General features: G+C 70.5%; 15 protein-coding genes. 9 read left to right on the top strand and 6 right to left on the bottom strand.

Annotated features, from left to right (window positions below; translation table 11 throughout):
• Window positions 1-38 precede the first annotated feature (38 nt).
• On the bottom strand, window positions 39-1,757 hold the full coding sequence (locus WD794_08255; protein ID MEX2290300.1) for a thiamine pyrophosphate-binding protein: 1,719 nt from the start codon (window positions 1,755-1,757) through the stop codon (window positions 39-41).
• Between the two features lie 299 nt (window positions 1,758-2,056).
• On the opposite strand from WD794_08255, the gene WD794_08260 reads away from it, so the two are divergent.
• The 5 genes from WD794_08260 to WD794_08280 are packed head-to-tail and all read left to right on the top strand — an operon-like array spanning window position 2,057 to window position 6,838.
• Complete coding sequence (locus tag WD794_08260) at window positions 2,057-3,184, top strand: ABC transporter substrate-binding protein (protein ID MEX2290301.1); 1,128 nt, start codon at window positions 2,057-2,059, stop codon at window positions 3,182-3,184.
• 32 nt (window positions 3,185-3,216) lie between these two features.
• Complete coding sequence (locus WD794_08265) at window positions 3,217-4,059, top strand: ABC transporter ATP-binding protein (GenBank protein MEX2290302.1); 843 nt, start codon at window positions 3,217-3,219, stop codon at window positions 4,057-4,059.
• Window positions 4,056-4,913 (top strand): ABC transporter permease, encoded by an 858-nt coding sequence (locus WD794_08270; protein MEX2290303.1) that lies wholly within the window; start codon window positions 4,056-4,058, stop codon window positions 4,911-4,913. Before WD794_08265 ends, WD794_08270 begins: the two co-directional genes overlap by 4 nt.
• 24 nt (window positions 4,914-4,937) lie before the next feature.
• Window positions 4,938-5,657 carry a hypothetical protein gene (locus WD794_08275; GenBank protein MEX2290304.1) on the top strand — a complete coding sequence of 240 codons (720 nt, stop codon included), beginning with the start codon at window positions 4,938-4,940 and terminating at the stop codon, window positions 5,655-5,657.
• Window positions 5,654-6,838, top strand: coding sequence for an alpha-hydroxy acid oxidase (locus WD794_08280; GenBank protein ID MEX2290305.1), 1,185 nt, complete (start codon window positions 5,654-5,656; stop codon window positions 6,836-6,838). The genes WD794_08275 and WD794_08280 overlap by 4 nt, the downstream gene beginning before the upstream one ends.
• 15 nt (window positions 6,839-6,853) lie before the next feature.
• Here the strand turns inward: WD794_08280 and WD794_08285 are convergent, their stop codons facing one another.
• Both WD794_08285 and WD794_08290 read right to left on the bottom strand, forming a co-directional pair.
• Complete coding sequence (locus tag WD794_08285) at window positions 6,854-8,074, bottom strand: CoA transferase (protein MEX2290306.1); 1,221 nt, start codon at window positions 8,072-8,074, stop codon at window positions 6,854-6,856.
• A 141-nt stretch (window positions 8,075-8,215) separates the two neighbouring features.
• The gene (locus tag WD794_08290) at window positions 8,216-8,998 is read right to left on the bottom strand and encodes an IclR family transcriptional regulator (GenBank protein ID MEX2290307.1); all 783 of its coding nucleotides are present in this window, start codon (window positions 8,996-8,998) and stop codon (window positions 8,216-8,218) included.
• A 271-nt stretch (window positions 8,999-9,269) separates the two neighbouring features.
• Between WD794_08290 and WD794_08295 the strand changes: the two genes are divergently transcribed.
• The 4 genes from WD794_08295 to WD794_08310 are packed head-to-tail and all read left to right on the top strand — an operon-like array spanning window position 9,270 to window position 14,597.
• Window positions 9,270-10,907 carry a class I adenylate-forming enzyme family protein gene (locus tag WD794_08295; GenBank protein ID MEX2290308.1) on the top strand — a complete coding sequence of 546 codons (1,638 nt, stop codon included), beginning with the start codon at window positions 9,270-9,272 and terminating at the stop codon, window positions 10,905-10,907.
• Window positions 10,904-11,779: a cyclase family protein gene (locus WD794_08300; GenBank protein ID MEX2290309.1), complete on the top strand. Its 876-nt coding sequence runs from the start codon at window positions 10,904-10,906 to the stop codon at window positions 11,777-11,779. Before WD794_08295 ends, WD794_08300 begins: the two co-directional genes overlap by 4 nt.
• A 26-nt stretch (window positions 11,780-11,805) precedes the next feature.
• Window positions 11,806-12,942 carry a CaiB/BaiF CoA-transferase family protein gene (locus WD794_08305; protein MEX2290310.1) on the top strand — a complete coding sequence of 379 codons (1,137 nt, stop codon included), beginning with the start codon at window positions 11,806-11,808 and terminating at the stop codon, window positions 12,940-12,942.
• A 14-nt stretch (window positions 12,943-12,956) separates the two neighbouring features.
• Window positions 12,957-14,597, top strand: coding sequence for an MFS transporter (locus WD794_08310; GenBank protein ID MEX2290311.1), 1,641 nt, complete (start codon window positions 12,957-12,959; stop codon window positions 14,595-14,597).
• Window positions 14,598-15,199: 602 nt separating this feature from the next.
• On the opposite strand, the gene WD794_08315 is transcribed toward WD794_08310, so the two are convergent.
• The 3 genes from WD794_08315 to WD794_08325 all read right to left on the bottom strand — a co-directional run bounded on the left by WD794_08315 (window position 15,200) and on the right by WD794_08325 (window position 17,058).
• Window positions 15,200-15,643, bottom strand: a complete 444-nt coding sequence (locus tag WD794_08315) for a hypothetical protein (GenBank protein MEX2290312.1) — start codon at window positions 15,641-15,643, stop codon at window positions 15,200-15,202.
• A 136-nt stretch (window positions 15,644-15,779) separates the two neighbouring features.
• Window positions 15,780-16,127, bottom strand: a complete 348-nt coding sequence (locus tag WD794_08320; GenBank protein ID MEX2290313.1) for a hypothetical protein — start codon at window positions 16,125-16,127, stop codon at window positions 15,780-15,782.
• A 25-nt stretch (window positions 16,128-16,152) separates the two neighbouring features.
• A complete protein-coding gene (locus WD794_08325; GenBank protein MEX2290314.1) occupies window positions 16,153-17,058 on the bottom strand; it encodes a hypothetical protein in 906 nt (301 codons plus the stop codon).
• Window positions 17,059-17,066: the final 8 nt, after the last annotated feature.

Here is a 17,066-nt window from a genome sequence, read left to right on the forward strand (position 1 = left end):
CCCGGCACGGTCAAGAGCCGGCAACGGCGCGATGACGGTCACCGACCAGCCACGTGGCCGGACAGGAACCCGGCCACGACGTCCGGGCTGACCTTGCAGTCGAGCACGAGCGGGCCCACGCGCCCGGTGGCCAGCAGCGGAGCCAGGGCCTCGAGGTCGGCCACGGTCCGCACCGTGGCCGCCTCGAGCGCGAACGCCTCGGCCAAGGCGGCAAAGTCGGTGTCGGGGAACATGGCCTGCTTGCCCGAGAACCCGCGCAGCTCGAGGAAGTGGCGCTCGGCCCCGTAGGCAGCATCATTCATGATCACCACGATGAGCGGCAGGTCCAGGCGCGCCAGGGTCTCCAGCTCACCGAGCGACATCAGCATTGCCCCGTCGCCGATGAACAGGACGGTGCAGGTGTCCGGTCGCGCGATCGTCGCGCCCATGGCCGTTCCGAACCCCAGGCCGATCGTAGAGAAGTCGGAACTGAGCTTGAAGCGGTCCGGCGACGGCACCCTCATGTGTGGCGGGATGAAGCCGAAGAAGTTGCCGTTGTCGGTTACGACGGCCCGGTCGTCGGGCAGCAGCCGGTCGAGCTCCAGGATCAGGGTCCGCGGATCGATCGCCCACCGGGTGCTCGCCGCCTCGAAGTCGGCGGCCGGATCGAAGCGGGCGAGCAGCTCAATGTTCTCGGCGCTGTGCAACGGCTTGTCCTCCGGGCTGCGCTCCGGCAGCGCGGCGAGGAGCTGCTCGCAGACCACGCGCGCGTCGCCCACCACCGCCACGTCGGCCCAGTAGAAGCGCCCGATACTTGCGCGGTCGCTGTCCACGTGCACCACCGGTGCGGTGGGCAGCCCGCTGCCGTCGCTGGTGCTCTTGAGGTTCAGGCTCGCACCGAAGGTCAGGACGCAGTCCGCCTCGTCCATCAGGCGTCGTCCAGCCGTATGCGACCACGATCCGATCAGGCCGGCGTTGAGCGGGTGCCCCGCGAACATGCCGATGCCGCGCAGGGAGGTCGACAGGACGGCGCCGATCCTGTCGGCCAGCTCGACCAGCGCCGACGTGGCGCCCGCAGACCAGGCCCCTGCCCCGGCGACAATCATCGGCCGACGGCTCCGGGAGATCATGGCGACAGCCGCGTCGATGGACTGCTGGCGCGCCGGGAGCGGTGCGGGGGACGGACCAGGTCCGGTGGCCGTGCTGGCTGGCAGCTCCACGGGAGCCTCGAACAGGTCGCGCGGGATCGTCAGCAGGACCGTGTGCCCGCGCATCGCCGCACCTGCCGCGTCCAGCACGGCGTGCGGGAGCGACCGGGCGGTCTGCGGCGTGAACGTCGGGAAGCCGCAGCCCGCACCTACGACGGCGATGTCGAGCGCCTTGCCGTCTGGCAGCAGGACGCTGTTCGCCGGCGGGTGCACCCACTCGTCCCCCGTGATGGCGAGGACAGGAGTGGCGTCGCCCCGGGCCGCGTTGGCCAGGGCGGTGAGCGCGTTCGTGGTGCCGGGCCCCCGGCTGATGACGCACACGCCGAGAGCACCGGTTGTGCTCGCGTAGCCGGCCGCCATGGCCACGGCGGCGTTCTCGTGCCGGGCGTCGTGGTACCGGACGCCGCGGTCCACGAGCGCCGACACGAGCCGCACCGTGTCGTCGCCCATGAGCCCGAAGACGTCGTGGACACCCAGGTCGACCAGCAGCGCGGCCGTGGCCTCGTACGCGGGCTGGAACCCGGTCGGCGCAGCGGCCGACTTGGTGTGGGGCACGGGCATGTCCTTCATCTAATCGAATCGTGCTTCGAAATTTGTATCGTCATGTCATCACGCGCAGCGGCACCAGTCAACCCGCGTCACGGCGCGGGGGTGCGCAGAGCCGGCCGGGGTCAGGGGCCTTGACTTTCGTGCAGGCCACTGTGACCCTGCTCACCGCATGGCTTCGCAGTTTGGGATACGAATTCGAAAGTAGGCCGCTCCGGAAGCGACCGCCGCGTCTCAGGATCCCGGTCTCGGACTCATGAGCCCGCAGCTGCGACACCCTCGTACACGGCAACTACGCCGTCGACCGAAAGAGAGCGTTTCTGATGAGATCGACTATCACGTCGCGCGGAGCTCGTGCTGCTGCCGGCGCCTGCGCCCTCACCCTCACGCTGGTCGCCTGCGGCAGCGAGTCCGACACCGCCGGCGGCGACGGGAAGACGATCGCGGGGGGCGAGGAGACCACCAGCCTGTCGTTCGGCGTGACCAACCCGGACCTGCCCGGCTCCGCCTACTACGCCGCTGTGCCGACCTACCTCGAGTACTGGACCGACGAGGGGCTGGACGTCACGTTCGACGCCTACAACGGCACCGGCGAGGTCATGACCGCGGTCGCCACGGGCAAGACGGACGTCGGCTCCGGCGGCACGATGGGCGCCATGGCCGCCGTCGTCAACGGCGGCGCCGACCTGAAGGTCTTCTACAGCTACATCCCCAACAACCCGTACTGGCCAGTCGTGATGCCCGACAGCGACATCGACTCGCTCGACGACCTGGTGGGAAAGACGGTCGGCACGTTCAGCCTGGCCGGTGATGGCGCCGGACTGCTCAAGGGCGTCATGGAAGCCGAGGGCCTCGACCCGAACTCGGTCGACATCGTCGCCGTGGGAGTCGGGGCGGAGGCATACGAGACGCTCAAGTCGGGTCGCATCGCGGCCTACATCGGCTATGACTCGGTCTACGGCCAGATCGAGGCCCTTGGTCACGAGATCCGGAGGATCGACTCCCCCATCGACGACTTCGGCTGGCTGGGCGGCATCGCCGCACCGGCGACAATGATCAAGGGGCAGCGGGAGACCCTGGTGACGTTCGGCCGTGGGCTTGCGAAGGCCGCGGTCTTCACCAAGGCCAACCCAGAGTGCGCGCTCAAGATCCAGTGGGAGGTCTACCCCGAGTCCAAGCCGGCCGGCGTGGCCGACGACCAGGCCGTGAAGGACGGCGTGGAGTCGTTGATGTCGCGGCTCAAGAGCCAGTTCCCCGTCGACGAACAGTGGGGCCGTGTCGCGGAGCGGACGGTGCAGGAACGCATCGACATCGCGGTGGAGAGCGGCGAGCTCGCCAAGCCCCTGCCGGTAGAGGAGATCTGGGACCCCTCGCTGCTCGACGACATGAACGACTTCGACGTCGCAGAGATCGAGAAGGCTGCCGCAGACTGCAGAATGGTAGAGGGCTGATGGTCGGGGGCGTTCTGCAGATCAGGAGACCCATGACTGCCAAGAGGAATCCTCTCGGCGACGGCGGACATCCCCTGCCCACCGACTCCGCGGTGCGCCTGCGGGTCACGGACGTGGATAAGTCCTACGGCGACGACGAGAGCTCCAAGCTCGCCGTGAAGGGTGTCTCCTTCGACGTCCGCGCCGGTGAGTTCGTGTCCCTCGTCGGCCCCAGCGGCTGCGGCAAGAGCACGATGCTCAAGGCGTGCGCCGGCCTCCTGCCCATCACGTCCGGGACGATCGACTACGACGGGACGGGCGGCCCTGCGCTGCCCGGCAGGTACGGGATGGTCTTCCAGACCTCCACCCTGCTGCCGTGGTGGACCGTGCTGCAGAACGTCCTCCTGCCAGCCCGGGTCCTGCACCTGGAGATGAAGCCCGCGACGAGGCGGGCCCGCGAGTTGCTCGAGCTCGTGGGGCTCGGCGGCACGGAGGACAAGTACCCGGGGGAGCTCTCGGGCGGCATGCAGCAGCGCGCCTCGCTGGCCCGCGCGTTGCTGCACGAGCCGGACCTCGTCTTCATGGACGAGCCCTTCGGCGCCCTCGACGCGATCACCCGCGACAGCATGAACACGCTGCTGCAACAGATCGCCCGGGAACTCAGGCAGACGATCCTGTTCGTTACGCACTCCATCCAGGAGGCTGTGTGGCTCTCGGACCGCGTCCTGGTCATGTCGAGCGGTCCCGGCCGGATCATCGAGGATGTCGAGGTCGACTTTCCGAGGCCGCGCAACCTCGCGCTGCTCGCCAACGAGCGCTTCCGGACGTTGGAGGTCCAGCTCAAGGAGGAGCTCAACGCGACACTGATGAGCGACTCCGGGAGGGGCCGACCATGACCCAGTCGCAGTTGATGAGTCAGCGGTCCGAGGAGACTGCGGTGGGCGCGGCTCCGCCAGCCCGGCGCGCGCGCCGGATGCGCCCGGAGGTGGTCAAGCAGCGCCTCGGCACCGTGGTGCTCGCACTGGCGATCCTGATCGCGGCGCAGATCGCCTCACGGAACGGCTGGGTATCGGACCTGATCATCCCGGCTCCCACCGACGTCTACGCCGCCTTCGTCGACCAGTGGCAGACACCGGGCTTCCGCGAGGACGTTCGCTCGACGGTCAGTGCCACGGTGATCGGCTTTCTGCTGGCCGCGGCGGCGTCGTTCCTCGTGGCCGCCGTTCTGGTGCTGATCAAGGGGCTCGAGGGGGTGGTGATGCCGCTGATCATCGCCGTCGAGACGATGCCGAAGATCGCAATCGCGCCGATCATCATCCTGTGGTTGGGCTTCGGTCAGCTCGGCAAGACGGTCATCGTCGCGCTCGTCACCTTCTTTCCCATCCTGATCAACACGCTCCAGGGTCTGAAGGTTACTAACCGGGACGAGTACGATCTGCTGCGGTCCCTCGGGGCCAGTCGCATGCAGCTGTTCCGGTACGTCCGGCTGCCCCGCTCTTTGCCCTACGTCTTCGCGGGGCTGCGGGTGGGCTCGGTGTTCGCGCTCATCGGGGCGATCGTGGCCGAGTTCGTGGGGTCGCGGAACGGTCTGGGCGCCCTGATCATCCTGGCCCGTTCGCAGTTCAACGTACCGGCGGTCTGGGCGCTGCTGTTCAACCTCATGGTGATGGGCGTGATCATCTACGCCGCGACGTCGTGGATGGAGCGCAAGCTGTTGTTCTGGTCCAAGGACGTCTCGCTGACCGGGTGAGCGCCTGGCTGGAGCAGGAGTGACATGAGCAACTCGAAGCAGTACCGGCACCGCGTCATGGTGCCGCCGCGTCAGGGCACACGACCCGCGGGGCTGGACCCGGGACTGCTCATGCCGTTCCGTTCGACAACGGTGGCCGAGATCTCCGACCTGGTCGGCCGGCCGTACACGATGGACGGCGGAGTCCGGCCGCTGGTCCGCACGCAGGGCGTCACTGTCGGGTTCGCCCTGACGGCCAAGGCCTGGCCAGGGGACAACCTCGCCATCCACGGCGGACTGTCGCTGGCCGAGCGGGACGACGTGCTGGTCGTCGACTGGCACGGCTACCGGGGTGGCGGCGGGTCGGGCTCCCAGGCGCTCGTCCTGCCGGGCGCCCGCGGGCTGGCCGGCGTCGTCGTCGATGGGTGCTGGCGCGACCTGGTCGAGGTAGAGGCAGTCGGGATCCCCGTGTTCGGCCGCGGGGAGGCCTCCTTCGCGCCGGCGAAGCGCGAGCCGGGTGAGATCAACGTTCCGGTCAGCTGCGGCGGCGTGGTCGTCGAGCCGGGTGACGTCGTCGTCGCCGGGGCCGGCGGCGTCGTCGTGGTGCCGCACCGGCACGTGCAGGAGGTCGGTGCGGCGCTCCAGGAACACGCGGCCGCCGTCCCGCCGCCGGGAGCGGTGCCGCTGACGGACAAGCAGAAGTCGTCAGCCCTGCGTGCTGCCTACCTCGAGGCCTTCGACGCCCGAGCCGGCATCCGCGTGTGACGGCGCTCGCCACGTTCGAGTACAGGTGGCGCACGCCGGAGACGCTCCTGAGCGTCGAGGACTACCGGGCCGCGGCGCGGCGGCGGCTGCCACACATGGTCTGGGAGTACGTGGACGGCGGTGCCGACGACCTGGTCACCCTGCAGGAAAACCGGGCCGCGTTCGCGCGGTGGTCGCTCGTGCCGCGCGTGCTGCGTGCGGTGGGCCAGCCCGACCTGCGGACCACGGTTGCCGGCGTCGACCTGGAGCTGCCGGTGCTGCTCGCCCCCACCGGCTTCTCCGGCCTGGCGCACTGGCGCGGGGACGTCGCCGCGGCCCGCGCAGCGGAGCGGCACGGGACCCGGCACGTGCTCAGCACGTCGGCGTCGTGGTCAATCGAGGAGCTGGCCCGGGCGACCTCGGCGCGGCACTTCTTCCAGCTCTACCCGAAGAGCGGCGTGCTCACGAGGGACCTGCTGCGCCGGGCCTGGGACGCCGGCACGCGGGTGATGCTCGTGACCGTCGACGTCCCCGTCATCGGCAACCGCGAGGGCGAGCGCCGGCGAGGCATGGGTCAGCCGCCGGTGTTCACACCGGTGCGCGGTCTGGACGCGCTGCGGCACCCGATCTGGCTCTACGGGCTGCTTCGGCACGGCCGGGTCGGCGCTCGCAACCTGGTCGAGGACCGCGGGATGCGAGCTGCCGCGGAGTCGGTCGCGATGCAGTCCCGTGAGCTCATGCAGTCCACGCTCACCTGGGACGACTTGTTCTGGCTGCGGCAGCAGTGGAAGGGCGCGCTGCTCGTGAAGGGCGTCCTGGCGCCGGAGGACGCAGTGCACGCCGCGGATCTGGGCGTCGACGGAGTCGTGGTGTCCAACCACGGCGGCCGTCAGCTGGACGTGGCCCAGGCGTCGCTCGACGCACTGCCCGGAGTGGTCGCCGCGGTCGGTGACCGGCTGGAGGTGCTGCTGGACGGCGGCGTTCGCCGCGGCACCGACGTGGTGACGGCCCTGGCGCTGGGGGCACGCGCCGTACTCGTCGGTCGGCCCTACCTGTACGGCCTGGCCGTCGGGGGAGAGGCGGGGGTGTCGGGCGTGCTGGACGTCCTGAAGACGGAGCTGGAGCGGGCGCTCGCGCTGCTCGGCGTGCACAGCGCTGCAGGTCTCGACCGGACCGTGCTGACCCGCCGCAACGCCCGCTGAGCCGGGGCGCCCCGTTCAGAGCCGGGTGGCCCCTGCCTCGACCAGCCGTGCCACCTCGGCCGCATCCATCCCGAGCCCGGCCAGCACGTCGGCGGTGTGCTCGCCGAGCCGGGGGGGCAGCGCGCGCACGCTCGGTGGGGTCTGCGACATGATGGTGGCCGGGGACGGCACCCGCAGTAGTTGGTGGTCCACGGGGTCCTCACGGATCTGCCAGAACCCGGTGCTGACCAGGTGCTCGTCGCGGGTCAGGTCTTCGAGCGAGTTGACCACCGCGAACGGGATGTCCTCGCCGCCCAGCAGGGCGGTCCACTCGGCGTTGGTCCGCAGCGCCAGCTGTGCAGCGATCTCAGCCCAGACCACCGACACCGCCTGCTGCCGGGCTGCGAAGGTCGCGAAGCGCTCGTCCTTCATCACGTCGTCGCGGCCGATGAGGTGGAAGAAGCGCGACCACTGGGCGTCGGAGTACGGCAGGAACGACAGGTAGCCGTCCAGGGTCGAGAAGGGACGCCGGGAGGCCGTGCTGACCGACTCGTACCCCATGGGCGCCAGCGGGGGCTCGAAGGCGTGGCCCCATAAGTGCTCGTGCATGTTGAAGGCAGCCATGCTCTCGAACATCGGCACCACCACGGACTGGCCGTCACCGGTGCGCGCGCGGTGCAGGAGGGCCGAGGAGACGGCGAAGGCGGCCTGCACCGCCGTGACCTTGTCGGCGAAGATCGCCGGCATGTAGCGCGGGACGCCGGTCACGACCGACTGCAGCACGGCCAGCCCGGAGAGGGCCTGGACGATGTCGTCGTACGCAGGCTTGCCGCCGTACGGACCCGCGTCGGCAAACCCGGTCAGGTGGCAGTGGACAAGATCCGGTCGGCGGGCGGTCAGCTGCTCGTACAGGAGGCCCAGCCGCTCGGCGGCGCTGGTGCGCACCGAGTGCAGGAAGACGTCGCTACGCTCCACGAGGCGGCCGAGGACCTCGCGCCCCTCCGGGACCTTGAGGTCGAGCACGATGCTGCGCTTGTTGCGGTTGTTGCTGAGGAAGAACGAGCCCATCCCCTCCTCCCGGCACGGGCCGATGGCTCGGGTCAGGTCGCCCTCCGGAGGTTCGACCTTGATCACGTCGGCTCCCATGTCACCGAGCAGCTGAGCGGTCAGCGGCCCGAGGACGATGGAGGCGCACTCGAGGACCGTGATGCCCTGAAGCGGACCTGGACGGTCGGTGGCGGGACCTGCGGCTGGCACGTGACTCTCCATTCCTGGATGTGCGGCCGGCCGGACACCGCAGCCTTCGAGAATCCGATAGACATTACCGATTCTCGGACTGTAGTGAGGCGGAGACGGCCCGGCAAGGAACGTGGTGCGGCTGCCGACAGGACTGCGGACTCAGCGGACTTCGTCGTGCCCGAGCCTGCCGAGGTTCTTCTCGACGGACGCGGCCGTGGCGGTGGTCTGCAGGAGCCAGGCCTCCTCCGTCGTGGGCTCCCAATGCGCGGCCAGCGCGGAGAGGTGGATCGCCGCCACCACCTTGTCCTGGGTATCCCGCACCGGCACGGCGACGCCGATGATCCCGGTCACCGCCTCCTGGCGGCTGACCGAGTAGCCCTGGACCCGGATCTCCTGCAGCTCCTGCTCGAGCTCCTCGACCTCGACGAGCGTGGTGGGTGTCAGCCGCTGCCGGTCGCGGCTCATCATCTTCTCGCGGAGCTCGTCGTGGTGGGCGGCAAACAGCTTGCCCACGGAAGTCGCATGCAACAGCAGCGACTGCCCCAGCTGGATGTCCAGCTTGATCGGGCGGTGGCCGGCAACCCGGTCGGTGTAGACGATCCGATCGCCGAAGCGCTCGGCGAGATAGACGTCCTCGCCCAGCAGCTGGGCCAGATCCTGGAGGTGACGGCGGGCGACGGCCCTGAGGTTCAGGCCCTCCATGATCCGGATGCCGTAACGCACGGCCCGCCCGCCGATGGAGTAGCGCAGATCGGACGTGACCAGCACGGCTTCGACCTTGACCAGCCGCTGCAGCAGGTTGTGCGTGCTGCTCAGGGGCAGCCCGAGCTGCTGGCTGATCTCAGTGACCGTCAACCCGGCGGGGTGTGGGGCGAGCAGCTCCAACACGCCGAAAATCCGGGAGAAGCGGTCCTTCGCGTCGTCGTCCGTCGAGGTGAACATGGTCTCGGGCCTTCCGGTGGTGCGGTGCCGGTGGTGCGGTGCCGGTGGCACGCCCGGCCACGGGCGGCGATCCTAGTGAGCGCCGCCGTAGCCGCGGGCGGGGTGCGACCGGCCTCGCTCTACTCCTTGACGGACGAACCGTAGTGCGGAACATTTCGTCTATCCGAAGTAACCTACAAGTTCCAGAAGACGGCGGCAAGAGGGCCGCCCTTCCGCACGTCCCCGGCGGCCCGTCGGGTGCGGGAGGCATGCTCCCCGAAGGAGGCGACAGGTGACAGCGCTGCAGGACGAGCGTCCCACCAGTACGACGCTGCACGCGCTGCTGCAGGAAAAGGCGGCGCGCGCGCCGCAGCAGGAAGCCCTGCGGACGACGAGTTCGTCGAGGACCTATGCGCAGTGGCTCGAGGGCTGCGAGCGAGTGGCTGGGGGCTTGGCCGCTGCGGGTGCGCGTGCCGGTGGCGTCGTGGCTCTGCTCGCCGACAATCGCTCCGAGTGGCTCGAGACCGCGTTCGGCGCAGCGGCGCTGGGCGCGACGCTGGCCCCGATGAACACGTGGGTGAGGGCGTGGGACCTTGACTACCTGCTCGGCCACGCCCGGCCGGACGTCCTCGTCATGGTCGACCGCCTCGGCAAGCAGGACTTCCTGGCTGCGCTCCGCGAGCTGGTACCGGAGCTGTGGGAGGCCGCGCCCGGGACGTGGCGCAGCTCGCGCTACCCCTTTCTGCGGGCCGTCGTCGTCGTGGGCGACCAGGTACCGCCGGGTGCCCTTCCGTACGCCGAGTTGCTCGCGCACGAGCCGCTGACGACCAGGTCACCCGCGGGTCCGGACGACGTGGCGATGGTGCTTTACACCTCCGGCTCCACCGCGCGACCCAAGGCCGTTCCGCTGGTGCACCGGGACCTGATCGAGAACGGCTTCGAGATCGGCGAGCGGCAGGGACTCACGCCGCGGGACCGCGTCTTCCTGGCTTCCCCGCTGTTCTGGGCCTACGGCGGAGCGAATGCGCTGATGGCCACCCTCACGCACGGCGCCGCGCTGATCCTCCAGTCGACGTTCGAGGCGACCGAAGCATTGGCGCTGCTGCAGGAGCAGCGGTGCACCGCTCTGTACACGCTGCCGGCCGTGACGCACGCGCTGCTGGACGAGCCGTCCTTCGCGGCCGACCGGCTCCCTGCGCTGCGACGCGGTCTGACCCTGGGACCGCCGAGTGAAATCACTCTCGTGGCAGACGCTCTCGGAGCCGACCTCATCTGCAACATCTACGGATCGACGGAGGTCTACGGCAACTGCTGTGTCACGCCGTACGACGCACCCCTGGAGCAGCGTAGGACGTCGCAGGGACCTCCGTTGCCGGGCGTAGAGGTCCGCGTGGTCGATCCTGACAGCGGGGCCGTGCTCCCGCCAGACGAGCTGGGGGAGATCCTCGTAAGGGGGCGCCTGAGCCCAGGCTACCTCGACGCCGAGGGCAGGGCGGAACCGCTCACCGACGCCGACGGCTTCTTCCACACCGGAGACCTGGGGGTGCTGTCGGCAGCCGGCTGGCTCTCCTTCGCCTCGCGCAGCACCGAGATGATCAAGAGTTCCGGCATCAACGTCTCGCCCAGTGAGGTGGAGGACTTCCTGATGTCGCATCCAGACGTCGTGGAGGCCGCGGTCGTGGGGGCCGAGGACCCGGTGCGCGGCCAACAAGTCGTCGCGTTCGTCCGGTTGTGGCCGAACAGCGACACGACCGCCGCGTCGATCCAGACCTGGTGCCGCGAGACGATCGCTGGGTACAAGGCACCGCGCGTCGTGCTCGCGGTGGACGAGCTCCCCACGACGAGCACCGGCAAGCTCGCCCGCCGGGACCTGGTGGCCCTCGCCAACCGGGCGCTCCAGCCGGGCCCGGAGCAGGAGGCGGTGCGATGACCGGCAGCAACTGGGGACGTTGGGGGCCGGAGGACGAAGCCGGGGCCCTCAATCTCATCGGCAGCGAGCAAGTGCTCCGCGCGACCGCGCTCGTCCGGGAGGGGCGGGTCGTGCGACTCGGGCAGCCGCTCGACCCGCTGGTGCCCGGCGCACCGCACCGCAAGCGGGTCGAGCGGTTCATGACGCGCGACGGCGGTGATTACGCCGCGGGGGCGCGGCGGCCGCACGGCTTCCAATTCGCCGAGGAGGTCTGGTCCTTCGCCGCGCACAGCGGGACGCACATGGACGCCCTGGCCCACGTCTGGTGTGAGGACCGCCTGTACAACGGCTACCCCTCGTCCGGCGTGCGCAGCACGACCGGCGCCCAGCGCTGCGGCGCCGCCGAGCTGCGACCGGTGGTCACCCGCGGGCTGCTGCTGGACGTGGCCGCCGGCCGAGGCCACGCCCTCGTGGCAGGTGAGGCGGTGACGGCCAGCGAGCTACAGGCCGCGGCCGACTGCGCGCAGGTGCAGCCGGAGCCGGGTGATGCCATCCTCGTCCGCACCGGCTGGCTCGCGGCCTGCGGCGACGACCTCACTACCTACTTCGCGGCTGAGCCCGGCATCGACAGGGGAGCGGCCCAGTGGCTGGCCGACGCGGACGTAGCCGTCGTCGGGAGCGACAACTACGCGGTAGAGGTGCAGCCCTCGGCTCCAGGCACCTCTTTCCCAGCGCACCAGCTGCTCCTGCGCGACCACGGCGTGCCGCTCATCGAGAACCTTCTGCTCGACGAGTTGGCCCGCGCAGGCGCGACCGCCTTCCTGCTCGTCGCGGCACCGCTGCAGCTGGTGGGCGGCACCGCTGGCCCGCTGAGTCCCGTCGCGGTGCTGTGACGGTCCAGCGTTCCCGGGAGGAGGTGGTGATCGGACCACTCGAGGGGCTGCGAGTGTTGGAGATGGCCGGTGCGGGGCCTGCGCCCTTTTGCGGGATGCTGCTCAGCGACCTCGGCGCCGATGTCGTCCGTATAGACCGGCCAGCGTCGTTGATTCCACACCCCCCGGATCCCATGGAGCAGGCGGCCGGCGGTGTCCTGGCGCGCGGCCGGCGGTCGGTGGCACTCGACCTCAAGGCCCCGGCCGGCGTGGCGACCGCCCTCGAGCTGGTGGGGCGTGCCGACGTCCTGGTGGAGGGCTTCCGCCCGGGCGTGATGGAGCGACTCGGGCTGGGGCCCGACGTCTGCCTCACCCGCCGGCCGCAGCTCGTCTACGGACGGATGACGGGGTGGGGCCAGCAGGGCCCTCTCTCGCGGGCCGCCGGACACGACCTGAACTACATCGCCCTTTCCGGCGCGCTGGCGCCCGTAGGTCGTCGCGGACAGGCGCCCCTGCCGCCGCTGAACCTCGTGGGTGACTTCGGCGGAGGGGGGCTGCTGCTGGCCTTCGGAGTGCTGGCCGCTGTGCACAACGTTGGCCGTTCCGGCCGCGGACAGGTGGTTGACGCGGCGATGGTGGATGGATCCGCGCTGCTGATGACGATGATGTACGAACTGCTCGGGCGGGGCGCCTGGGTGGAGCAGCGCGAGTCCAACCTGAACGACGGCGGTGCGCCCTTCTACCGCGTGTACGAGGCCGCCGACGGGCGGCACGTCGGCGTCGGTGCGATGGAAGCGAAGTTCTACCGAGAGCTGCTGCGCGGGCTGGGCCTGCACGAGGCGGACCTGCCGGACCAGTGGGACAGGGTCCAGTGGCCGGTGCTGACGCAGGTCTTCGCGGACGCCTTCCGCAGGCGGACCCGGGACGCATGGGTCGAGGTGTTCGACGGGGTTGACGCCTGCGTCACGCCGGTCCTGACGATGAGCGAGGCCTCGGCACATCCCCACAACCGGTCCCGCGGGACCTTTACGAAGGTCGCGGGGGTCACCCAGCCAGCGCCGGCTCCGCGCTTCAGCCGGACGCCCGCTTCGGACGCTCCGACCGGCCCGGCCTCCCCGGGCCAGCACACGGCCGAAGTGCTCCGGGAGTGGGGAGTAGACGTCCCGGCTCCCGAGGTCCGGTGACCGGGCCGAGCGGCATGCCGCCGGGGGTGGCGCCGGCACCGGCCGCTGACCGGTCCACCTGGGCGCCGCTGCGGATGCGCACCTACCGCTTAGTCTGGTTTGCCCAGATGGCTGCACTGACGGGCACGTGGATGCACATGGTCGGTGCGCAGTGGCTGCTGGTGCAGCAGTCCGACAGCGCCTTCCTGGTGGCCTTGGTGCAGGCGGCGACTGCCCTGCCCATGGTCGTCCTGGCCCTGCCTGCGGGCGTCCTGGCGGACGTCGTTGACCGCCGACGGCTCCTCGTGTGCGCGCTCGCCGGGCAGGCGACCGTCGCGGTGACCCTGACGCTCGTGACGTGGGCAGATCAGGCCACTGCGGTCCTGCTGCTGTCACTGACCTTCCTGCTCGCCGCGGGAGCCGCGCTGGCGCTGCCGGCGTGGCAGTCCCTGCTTTTCGACCTGGTCCCCAGGGACGCGATTCCGGCCGTCGCCGCCCTGAACGGGGTCAACGCCAACATCGCCCGGGCGGTGGGACCTGCTGTTGCGGGGCTGCTCATCTCCGCCTCGGGGGCCGAGTGGGTGTTCGCCGCCAACGCGCTCTCCTTCTCTTTGGTGGTCGCGGTGCTCGTCCGTCTGCGGCCCGGGCCGATCCCGGAAACCTCGCAGGTGCCCGAGGCACTGCTCTCGGCCCTGTGGGCAGGCACGCGCTACCTGCGTCACTCTGCCGTCGTGCGTCGAGCACTGCTGCGCACGGGGCTCTTCATCTTCCCAGCCGTGGGCCTGTGGGCGCTGCTGCCGGTGCTCGCGACAGGCGCGCTGCAGCTGGGGGCAACTGGGTACGGCGTGCTGCTGAGCGTCTTGGGCGCCGGCGCGATCGCCGGCGCGTTCCTGCGCCGCCCGCTCGAGGAGCGGTTGGCGCAGGAGACGCTGCTCGGATGTGCGACGGCTACCTACACCGGTTTCTCGATGGTGGTCGCCCTGACCGACCAGCCGCTGCTCGCCGGGTCCGCGCTGTTCGTCACCGGTGGCGCTTGGCTCGTAGCGTTCGCTGTCCTCTCCGGCGTCATCCAGCTGGCGCTGCCTAGCTGGGTGCGCGCTCGCGGGGTCTCGGGCTACCTGCTGGTCGTGATGCTCGGCCAGGCAGCGGGATCGGCCGTGTGGGGCGGCGTGGCGGACAAGACCGGCGTGCAGGCGGCGCTGATGGCCGCAGCGGGGACGCTGGCGCTCGTCGGCGTACTCGCGCTACGACTCCCGCTCATCGCCGACGCACCGGACACCAGTCCCTCCCAGCACTGGCCCGAGCCGCAGCTGTCCTTCGTACCTGCGCCGGACGATGGGCCGGTCCTCGTGACATCCGTCTACTCGGTGGCGCCGGAGCAAGCCGCGGCGTTCATCGCCGCGATGCGTGACGTTGAGAGGTCACGTCGGCGCACCGGGGCGACGTGGTGGGTCCTGTCGCAGGACGGCGCTGACCGGGAGCGCTTCGTCGAGATCTACAGCGTGGCGTCGTGGGGAGAGCACCTCCGCCAGCACTCCGGGCGGGCCACGATGGCCGACCGGGCAGCCGAAGACAGGGCAAAGAGCTTCACAGACGGGCGCGGCGTGGTCGCGACGCACTTGTTCAGTTGTGGGATGCAGCCGGTGCCACGAGGTATCCAGGAGCCTTCGTTCTGAACGACGGAAGCAGGCTGCTGCGGTTGCCCTGTGCGCCCTGTGCGCGTCGCTACGGCGACACCCATGTGCGCTGAGTACTCCGGAGTGACCGCGCAGGCGGAGGGCTTCTGCCTGCTTTGCTCTGGACGCGACCCCATCGACGTTGACCCCGTTCAGGCGCTGCGCGAAGTTGGGCGGACGGACCCATGGCCGCGGCTCGGGCGGCCCGGCTGCAAAATCAGGGTCAGAGGTGTAGACGCTGACCCGGCGTGTACACGCTTGGCTCTCAGCTGCTTCAGCAACGGTCGCAGCCACGGCTGTCGCCGTCGCAGCGGCAGCGAGGGCGACGCAGCGGTCCGCTCTGGTCCCGTCGAGCGCAACGTCCTGGACGTTGAAGCGGCCGAGCGTGGCCGTCGGAGCTGCCTGGCGAGCGACCAGCGCCTCGACCCGCACCGCGGTCGGTGTCACGACTCGCACGCTGGCGCCGCGCCGGCTCTCGTACTTCACCGCCGCGACCTTCTCGAGCATCACGCGGTGCTTGGCGTGGTGTCGATCCGCCAGCGCCTGCAGTGCCTCGTTGTCCAGCACCAGAGTCGCGGGCCAGCCCCCGCCTGCCACCGCGGCTACGCCTGAACGCGCCGGCGCCGCGGCCCTGTCGCCTTCGGGTCGACGCGGTGCGTCTGCATGCTCAAGGCCCACACCAGCACGTCATCAGCGGTGGCATCAGGCTTGACCGTGATGATGTCGTCCGCGGCCGCGCGAATCAGATCCGGTGAATCGGCCAGCGCGTCATGCCGCAGCTCGGCGACGGCCACGGACACGCCGCCGAGGTCCGGCGTCAGCTGAGGGTGCTCGGAGAGGTGAGCGTCCAGCGCGGCGCCGAGCGCGAACGCCTCCAGGTCGTCGCGGAGGGCACGGTTGGCCCCCTCGTTGGCGTTCGGAGCCCATCCCATCGCCACGGCGGCCTGCACCGCCGCGTCAAGGGATCGAGGTCGCCGCACGGATGTCACCTTGGATCCCTCCTCCTCGGCGCGCAGCGCCTGAAGAAGATCATCGAGCTGTTTCACGGGGACCTCCTGGGGCGTAGTACGCACTGTACTACCCTGGTGCAGACCAGCGGCCGCTGTCCGGGGGAGCCGGCCGTCGATCAGCTGGCAGCGCGACAGCGGCACGGTGTTGTAGCGGCGAGCTGACCCGTGTCCATCACGAGATGGCGCGCTCGTCTGCTGGGCACCCTTCCATCGTGGCACCAGCGCCGGCACCTGCGGCGGAGCCGACGAGGCCGAGCTTCCGCGCGGTGGTGAAGACGTTCGCAGCCAGGAGTATCAGCGCGACCGAGCGGCGCTCGTCCACCGACCGGTCGAGTGCCGGGAACCTGTCGGCGTCCTTGCGCAGCAGGGTCGCCTCGGACCGCATCAGTGCGCGCACGAGTGCGTCGCGCTGCTCGGGTGACAACAGCGGCGGAGAAGCCGTCTCCTCCGCGTCTTCTGCACCAACACGGTCAAGCGCGTTCAGCGCGTCGAGGAGCACCTCGACCGGCTCGCCGTGCACTGTCCTGCGTCGTCGGCGTGCCACGTCAGCGACCCCACCGATCGAGCTGGACGACGTCGCTGTCGTACGGCCGCTCGTACGGCACGTACCTGTCGTACCTCGGTGCCGGCAGCTGCACGCGGTCGGCGGCGGCCGTCAGCAGCAGGCAGAGGTAGTCCGGCAGCTGCTCGCCCAGCAGGTCCGCCCGCCGGGCCAGCTCCTCGTGCACGCACGTGGACACGGGCACCTCGACGATGCTCGCAGTCCGTCGGGGATCCCGCTCGCCGGCGTCCTGCGGGCGCAGGTCCTCCGGCAGGGGGAGCAGCTCGCGCAGCGGAGGCAGCGGCGTCAGGAACAGCGCCGGCTCCTCGACGAGGGCGCTCAGAACCGTCTGGGTGAGGGACGGCCGGTGCTCGTACGACCAGGGGTCGCGGCGCCGGGCCCGCGCGTGCCGGCCGAGCACCTCGCGGACGTCGCGTACCCGCTCGGATGCCCCGTCGACCACGTCGTGCACTGCCTCGATGTGCAGCGCCGCGCCGTCCCATCGCAACCCCAGCAGCTCGCCGGCCGACACGTCGGGCAACCATCCAGGCGGCCCGGTCCAGCTCTCGACCGCACTGGAGCCAGGCCTCATCTCACCTCCCGTGGCCAGCGGCAGGCCGGACAGGGCAGCGAGCGGGTCGAGGTCTCGGTAGGTCCAGAGCACGCCGTCGCTCATCGACCGGCGCCGCGTCGTGAAGACTTGGCCGCGCAGGAGCCGGGCAGCGGCGTCGTAGCGACCGTCCGGGCGGATGACGTACTGGGAGGAGGACGACAGCGAGGCGCTGAGCGAAGAGGGGCTCTTGGCCCGGCTGAGACCCTGCTGGACGGCGAGCGCGTGGAGCTCGGCGAGCGTCAGTGGTCCCTGCTCGAGCAGGAAGTCGGCGGCGGCGGAGGCGAAGGCGCGTGTCATGCGGGCAG

The organism is Mycobacteriales bacterium (assembly GCA_040902655.1).
In the GTDB taxonomy this organism is placed as follows: Bacteria; Actinomycetota; Actinomycetes; order Mycobacteriales; family SCTD01; genus SCTD01.